The sequence below is a fragment of the Streptomyces sp. ISL-98 genome, from assembly GCF_018614055.1.
GTDB lineage: Bacteria > Actinomycetota > Actinomycetes > Streptomycetales > Streptomycetaceae > Streptomyces > Streptomyces spiramyceticus.
The window spans coordinates 1-6,695 of sequence record NZ_JAGGPB010000085.1; the positions used below are offsets into that span (position 1 = coordinate 1).

At 66.6% G+C, this 6,695-nt stretch carries 9 protein-coding genes and 2 pseudogenes; 3 read left to right on the top strand and 8 right to left on the bottom strand.

All coding sequences use genetic code 11. The annotated features are described in order from the left end of the window. Nucleotides 1-10 precede the first annotated feature (10 nt). The 4 genes from J7I98_RS37785 to J7I98_RS37800 all read right to left on the bottom strand — a co-directional run bounded on the left by J7I98_RS37785 (nt 11) and on the right by J7I98_RS37800 (nt 2,171). On the bottom strand, nt 11-253 hold the full coding sequence (locus J7I98_RS37785) for a nucleotidyltransferase domain-containing protein (protein ID WP_308378075.1): 243 nt from the start codon (nt 251-253) through the stop codon (nt 11-13). A 15-nt stretch (nt 254-268) separates the two neighbouring features. Further along, nucleotides 269-820, bottom strand: coding sequence for a transposase (locus tag J7I98_RS37790; protein ID WP_251021779.1), 552 nt, complete (start codon nt 818-820; stop codon nt 269-271). Next, nucleotides 817-1,356 carry a winged helix-turn-helix domain-containing protein gene (locus J7I98_RS37795; protein ID WP_214929596.1) on the bottom strand — a complete coding sequence of 180 codons (540 nt, stop codon included), beginning with the start codon at nt 1,354-1,356 and terminating at the stop codon, nt 817-819. The genes J7I98_RS37790 and J7I98_RS37795 overlap by 4 nt, the downstream gene beginning before the upstream one ends. A 332-nt stretch (nt 1,357-1,688) precedes the next feature. Then, nucleotides 1,689-2,171, bottom strand: a complete 483-nt coding sequence (locus J7I98_RS37800) for a DUF6328 family protein (RefSeq protein WP_214929597.1) — start codon at nt 2,169-2,171, stop codon at nt 1,689-1,691. 453 nt (nt 2,172-2,624) lie between these two features. Here J7I98_RS37800 and J7I98_RS37805 point away from each other — a divergent pair. Continuing rightward, nucleotides 2,625-2,897: pseudogene (locus J7I98_RS37805) on the top strand (transposase); the annotation flags it as partial. Between the two features lie 246 nt (nt 2,898-3,143). Here the strand turns inward: J7I98_RS37805 and J7I98_RS37810 are convergent. Then, nucleotides 3,144-3,341, bottom strand: a complete 198-nt coding sequence (locus tag J7I98_RS37810) for a hypothetical protein (protein WP_214929598.1) — start codon at nt 3,339-3,341, stop codon at nt 3,144-3,146. Between the two features lie 7 nt (nt 3,342-3,348). Beyond that, nucleotides 3,349-3,528 (bottom strand): hypothetical protein, encoded by a 180-nt coding sequence (locus tag J7I98_RS37815; protein WP_214929599.1) that lies wholly within the window; start codon nt 3,526-3,528, stop codon nt 3,349-3,351. A 290-nt stretch (nt 3,529-3,818) separates the two neighbouring features. Here J7I98_RS37815 and J7I98_RS37820 point away from each other — a divergent pair, with 290 nt between their 5' ends. After that, the gene (locus J7I98_RS37820; protein WP_251021778.1) at nt 3,819-4,010 is read left to right on the top strand and encodes a toxin-antitoxin system HicB family antitoxin; all 192 of its coding nucleotides are present in this window, start codon (nt 3,819-3,821) and stop codon (nt 4,008-4,010) included. After that, the gene (locus tag J7I98_RS37825) at nt 4,007-4,303 is read left to right on the top strand and encodes a hypothetical protein (protein WP_214929600.1); all 297 of its coding nucleotides are present in this window, start codon (nt 4,007-4,009) and stop codon (nt 4,301-4,303) included. The genes J7I98_RS37820 and J7I98_RS37825 overlap by 4 nt, the downstream gene beginning before the upstream one ends. A gap of 308 nt (nt 4,304-4,611) precedes the next feature. On the opposite strand, the gene J7I98_RS37830 is transcribed toward J7I98_RS37825, so the two are convergent. Continuing rightward, a complete protein-coding gene (locus J7I98_RS37830; RefSeq protein ID WP_214929601.1) occupies nt 4,612-5,397 on the bottom strand; it encodes an alpha/beta fold hydrolase in 786 nt (261 codons plus the stop codon). Nucleotides 5,398-5,450: 53 nt separating this feature from the next. Next, nucleotides 5,451-6,362: pseudogene (locus tag J7I98_RS37835) on the bottom strand (IS5 family transposase). Between the last annotated feature and the right edge of the window lie 333 nt (nt 6,363-6,695).

The window sequence follows — 6,695 nt, forward strand, 5'->3', positions numbered from 1 at the left end:
ACCACAGGAGTCACCTCAGCACCTCACGACGTCTCATGCCGTGATCAGGGAGAAGGACTGTGATGTCGAGGTCACTGCTGGGAGTGGACTGACCGCGTGCGGCGGAACCGCCCAGCACCGCGCCGATCGTTTCCGGATAGCGCGCGGAAACAAGTCGGCTCGCTGCACGGACGTCTGCGGCTGTCTGGTCGGAACCGAGCCGGTGGACTGCCATTCCCGCATCGGGATGCCGTTGGGGACTCATAGCCGTCATCGTGCCAAAAGGCAGCTACTGAGCTTGTTGGCGTGATGTCGTCGTGGTGAGTCCGGTTCCGGCGAGGCATCCGTCAATAAGTTCGCCGCGGTATTGGATCTGGCGTAGGCCGTGCCGGAGGGTGCGCATCAGGTGGTCGGGGTCGACGAAGGCGGTGTTGGACTGACTGCTGCGTCGCAGCAGTGACCAGATGCCCTCGACGGGGTTGAGGTCGGGTGCGTAGGCCGGCAGGAAGTAGCAGGTGATCCAGTCGTGGGCGTCGATGAAGGCCCGCAGCCGGGCGTCCTTGTGCACATTTAAGTTGTCCCAGACGAGCACGATCGGGCCGCCGAGCTGGTGGTGGTGGGCGGCGATGAGCAGGTCGCGGTAGTCGGTCCAGGCGAAACTGCGCCGACCGCCCCGCTTGTGATCCACGTGCCGCTTGGGTCGGTAGATCACGCGCGATCGTTCTCCCTGCTTGTAACAGGCCAGGGCGGCGATCGAGATGCGGCGCTGCGAGCGTCCCCGCACCCGGATGACCGGTGTGTGTCCGCGCCTGGCCCAGGTGCGGGCGGTAGGCAGCGTCATCGAGAAGCCGGCTTCGTCCTCGAAGCACAGCCAGGCCCCGAGCGCCGCCACGGTGTTTCCACCTGGGACCAGGCCTCCTTCACCCAGCCGGTGACGGCTTCCTCGTTGCGCTCCACCGCGCGGCGGCCCGGCACCTGATGGCTGAAGCCGTGCCGGTGCAGCATCTGCGCGATGGCCGAGAGCATCATGCTCTTGTGGAACCGGCGCCCGATCAGCGTCTTGATCCGCGCCAGCGTCCAGCTCTGGTCCGGCCAGCCGTGCGCGACCGGGCCCTTGGCCAGCTCCTGCTCGAGCACTTCGAACAGCTTCTCGCTCAGCTTGGGCAGCGACACCGGCCCCACCGACCGAAGACCGTCCGTGCCGGCGTCCTGCCAGGCCCGGCGCCACCGCTGAACGGAGCGCACACTCACCCGTAAGTCCTTGGCGACCTCCGCGTTGGAGGCGCCGGCGCCGAACCGTTCGGCGGCCTCCATCCGGATCCGCTCACGAAACGCCTGTCGTTCAGGCGTCAGCCCACCACCCTGCAGATACCTCATACAAACGGCATACCGCAACGATCACACGCCGTCAGCCCCCAACGACAACACGCCAACAAGCTCAGTAGACACAGGTACTTAACTCACCACACCTGCCGCCGGTACCGCAACCACCGCTTCCGGCCAGCCGCACGGCCGCATCACCGCGCAGGCCAGCACCACCACCAGCAGGCCGACCGACAATGCCTCCGCAAGAGACGTGTTCAGGGTCTGCTCCTTGCGTGGTGGGCACAGCGCCCTTCATCGAAGCAGACAGCCCGGTAGGTACGACCCAGCGGCATGTCCTTGGTCACCCCGGACCGGCGCACACGGCGGCTCCAGCCGACGGCAGATTACGGACGGCGCAGCATCCAGGGCAGCACGAACCATAGGCCAGTGAAGATCACGACGGTGACGGCGGTGGTGATGATCGCTGCGGTTGTACCAAGTACAACATCCATCAGGAGCAGGACCGCACCATTGAGGGCGAGCACCAGAAAAACGAGACCGACTTGGGCAAGACGGGCGGAGAGGGCCACGATGCGGGTCTTCGCGCCGCGGTGGAACAGCCCTCGGTGCAGGGCTACGGGGGTGGTGAGGAGAGCGGAGGTCACAACGGTGAGGAGCAGCGTCGTGATGTAGGTGCCGATCTGGACGCGGTTGAGCTGTGAAAAACGGCTGGTGAAGGCGATGCCGAGCAGGAAGGCGAAGATGATCTGCACGCCGGTCTGGACGACGCGGAGTTCCTGTAGAAGCTCGACCAGGTTGCGGTCGGCCCGTTCTTGGGGGGTCTCTTGGCGTGGTCTCGCCGGGGGCTGTCCTGGCTGCGTCGGCATGGACACACTCTCGGCTCGGCGCCCGGGGTTCGCGAGCACTGCCAGAGCGTGTCGCGAGTAGCGGCCTCACGGGCGTCGTCCCTGCTGACCGCCGAGGAGATCGCCCCCCCCAGCGCATCCACGCCAACGCGCCGGTGAGGAACACCGTCGAGTTCCTCACCGCCCGGAACCTGCGGGGCCTGGCCCACCGCCTCGGCCTGCCACTCTGACGGCGGCGCCTCTCCGCCCCCCATTACCTTCTTGGTGGCCCCGCAATGGGGCGCCCGGCCTCCGGAGTTGGCATGACTTTCTCCCCCTGTCGAACGCATGGCCTGGGGGGTGGTGTCACCGGCTCCGGAGGCATCGACAGACCGCAGGGGCATGACCACCGGCTTCTTCGCAGGTCGGGAGGCTCTTCGTAATGTGGATGTGGCGATCGGTGCCGTGGGACGGCCGGGCGGGAACGACCGGAGGATGCACGTGATCGACGTCAGTGAGATCGGCGCTTTCCTCGGCCTGGACGTCGGCAAGGGCGAACACCACGCCACCGCCGTCACACCGGTCGGGAAGAAGGCGTTCGACAAGCGCCTGCCCAACAGCGAACCCAAGCTCCGCGAGGTCTTCGGCAAGCTGCAGGCCAAGCACGGCACCGTGCTCGTGGTGGTCGACCAGCCAGCCTCCATTGGCGCCCTGCCGCTGGCAGTCGCCCGTGACATGGGCTGCCAGGTCGCCTATCTGCCTGGGCTACGCAGTACATCGCACGCGAGGCCCGCACCGTCGTGCCGCGCGGGCACAGTGAAGAACTTCCTGATGGCACGTCCGTACGGCTCGGCATCTGGTTGTCCAACCTAAAAAACCGCCGCGACCGCCTGAGCGAGCAGCAGCTCACCGCGCTCGCCGAACTCGGACTCGACTGGGCATAGCCGAGAACGTGTGCGGGGTGTAGCCGTGCAACTCCACCCCGCACGTTCACGAGCTGGCTGCCAGAGGCCGTCAGGCCGACTCGATGGCGGAACGCACGTTGTCGATGTCGTAGCCGGTCTCCAACACGGCGTACGCGATGGCGAGCAGCGCGTGGGTGCTGGCGAGCTGTACGGCCAGCGCTTCGGTGCGATCCTCGGAGGCGATTGCCGAGGTCACAAGCCTGTTCGCCCCCGGCGACAGCCGATGCTGACCGGGGGCGCCGTGCATCCAGGGATCATTCTTTATCAGTGAAGCTGGTGAGCTCGGACTCAGCCTCGCTGAGGCCTCCCCCCCTCATCGTCGACATCGACAGTGTGTCCTCGACGTAGTCCTCATAGGACTCCTCCGGAGCGTCGGTCGGCTGTCCGCTCTTCTCGCGGCTCTCGTCTGAGCCGTTCTGTTTCTGGTCACCCATGACATGCCCTCCTGGTCTGAGACGTGTTCCCTTCCCAGTACCTCACCGATCTGCGCGCTTCGGCGCTCGGTGCCCGCCATAGGGGTGACCTGTGCGGTTCCAGGCAGGACCGGAGACGGCGCGCTCGGTTGCTGCGGGTTCCGGGACGCTTTCGGGACGGCATGACGGACGCTGGCGTACGCGGCGGCCCGTCGTCCCAATACGACCGTTTCCGGGACGCTTCGCTTGTACAAGCGAAAACCGAGCGCCACCACTGACTGGCACCGCTCTGCGGTTGCTAATGTGGTGGCATGGCTGTCATGACATTGCGAATCCCGGATGACCTTGACCCGTCGATCCGTGCCGGCGCTGAGGCTGCCGGTCTGTCCCTCAACGCCTACATCGTGCGCGCCGCACGTCGACAGGCTGTGCTCGACGCTGCCCAGCAACTCGCCGGGCTCGGCCTCGGCGACGACCTGTGCGGCGAGGGCGACACTCTGTGAAGCGCGGGGAAATCTGGACGCTGACCGACGGCCGCAATGTCCTCCTCGTCTCGCTCGACGGCCTGGAACAGGCATACGGCGCGGTCCTCGCGATCGTGCTGCACCCCGCCGGGCGCTACCCGGACACCGCCATGTCCGTCGTGCTCAACGAGCCGTTGCCCTGCACCGCGGTCGCTGTCAACCTCCAGCAACTGCGAACGGCGCGCTTCGACGGCGGGCAGCTGCTCGGCAGCGTGGAGCCGGCGGCCATGGAACGCGTCAGCCAGGCCCTGCGCGCGGTGCTCGACCTGTAGATCACCAAGGGGCGGCAGGGCGGGCGGTTCGTCATCCCGGGGAGCATTGGCGTCACGTAGAGGCGTCACCCAGTGACGGCTGCTGATTAGGTGTTTTTGAACCCGGTGCGTTGAAGCACGATGCCGCCCGCGCTGGGTGCTCGGCTTGGACAGAGGCCGTCAGGCGGACTTCCTGCTGCGGGCTGCGAGGGCGAGACCGGTCACCAGCTGGTCGTCACCTGGGCAGATCAAACTCGGGGTGATGTGGCGCAACATTGGCTTCCCTGCGCTGGCGCCAGCAGTGGAAGACGGACCGTAGAAACACGGTGTCAGCGACGAGCACGGGCGACTGCCTCGACGATAACTTCGGCGATCCGGTCGGGAACCTCGTTCGGAAGGAAGAACACGGCACCCGGAATGGTCACCAAGTGTGCATGCGGGCACGCCTTGAGGATGCGCCGCTCATCGTCGGTGAGTCCGCCGTCGCCCTTCTCAGCGTGGACGATCCAGGTCGGGACGCCTGCCTCGCACAGCCGCTCAGCCGGATGTTCGTGGCGATGCAGCCACCGTACGTACTCACGTAGAGCGTGCCGCATGTCCTGCGGAACGTTCTTGGCGAAGTCGTCACGCAGTTCGGCCCGGCGCTCGGCGGACAAGGATGCCCGCTTGACCATCGTTGCTGCGCCCTTGGCCAGCACTGCGGATGGGAGGCCGCCGAACACATCTCCCAACCGCACAAGGGCGCGGAAGAACGCTGGCTCGTCTGCGGGCGACAGGCTGATGCCGAGCAGCACTGTCGGTCCCGTGAACTCGCCGGAGGCGGCCATCTCGAGCGCGACACAGGCACCCATGCTGAATCCGACGACGACATCGGCGCTGACTTTCGCCGCAAGATCGCCAGTGAGCCGCGCATAAGTCTCGACGCTGTAGTCGTCCGGCGGCGGTGCGCCAGCATGGCCGGGCAGCGTCGCAGCAACCAGTCGCATCCCCGCCAGGGTGGGCTGCGCCATCACCTCTGCGTAGGATCCCGCGCTGCACATACCGCCAGGAAGCAACAGCAAGGTTTCCTCGCCATCGGCCGGCCCGGATTGCCTGAGCTGCCAATCCACGCTCATGACACATCGCCTCCCGCCGCTACGTACGGCATCAGGCACTCATGCCCGCAGTGCTAGGTGGTGTCTGACAAATCATCATGTTGTGGAGTCGCGGAGCCACAGGATGAGCGAGCTCAGGTGCAGTGCGGCCTGGTAGCGGGTGGCGAGTTTGTCGAACCGGGTCGCGACTGCCCGGAACTGTTTGAGTCGGGCGAAGCAGCGTTCGACGACGTTGCGGTCTTTGTAGGCCTCCTGGTCGAAGGCGGGGCGGCGTCCGCCGAGGCTGCCCCGTCGTTGCCGGTTGGCGACCTGGTCAGAGCGTTCGGGGATGGTGGCCTTGATCCCGCGGCGTCTCAGGCCGGCCCGGATGGCCCGTGAGGAGTACGCCTTGTCGGCCAGGACCCGGTCAGGCCTGCGTCTGGGCCTGCCCGCCCCGGCCCGGGGAACGCGAATGCCGTCCAGCACCGCCTCGAACACCGTGGAGTCGTTGACGTTCCCGGGGGTCAGGGCGATCGACAACGGCAGGCCCCGCCCGTCGACCGCCAGGTGAACCTTGGTGGTCAAGCCGCCCCGGGACCGGCCGAGGGCCTGCCGCGCCGCCGAGCGTTGCGGATCTTCCAGTTTGTCCTCGCCTGGCTCCCCTTTTTGCGGGCACCGGCCGCGTGCTGGTGGGCACGGTTGACGGTGGAGTCCACCGACACGGTCCACTCGACCTTCCCCACGGCGTCATCACGGACCTGAACGTGCTCCAGCAGCCTGGCCCAGGTACCGTCTGTCTCCCAGCGGGCGAACCGCTCATAGACGGTCTGCCACGGACCGTATCGCTCAGGCAGATCACGCCACGGAGCCCCGGTCCGCAACCGCCACAACACCCCGTCCATCACCTGCCGGTGATCCCGCCAGGGCCGACCCCGCCCATCCGTTGCAGGGAGCAGCGGTTGTATTCGCTCCCACGCCGCATCCGTCAGTTCACCTCGACCAGCCACAAGATCAATTATCAGACACGGCCTAGGCCCAATACCGGTGTTTTAGGGCTTCGTCCGTGGGGTTGGGGCTGTTTTGGTGGGCTTGGCAAGGACGACGACGGGGGTGTCCGGGCGAGGCGGATTGTTGTGTTCGGTGCGTTTGAGCGCCCAGTTGGACATTTTGCGTTTGATCACTCGCGGGTTGGACCGTAACCGTCTTGGTTCCAGGAGACGTTCGGTGATTTCATGCAGGGTCTGCGTTAGCGCCCGGGTGAGCCGGGAGGGGGGAAAGTCCCGCCTGGCTGGTGGTCTGCCGGCGGACGACGCGCAAGGTGAGGTGCCCCCCGGAGTGTG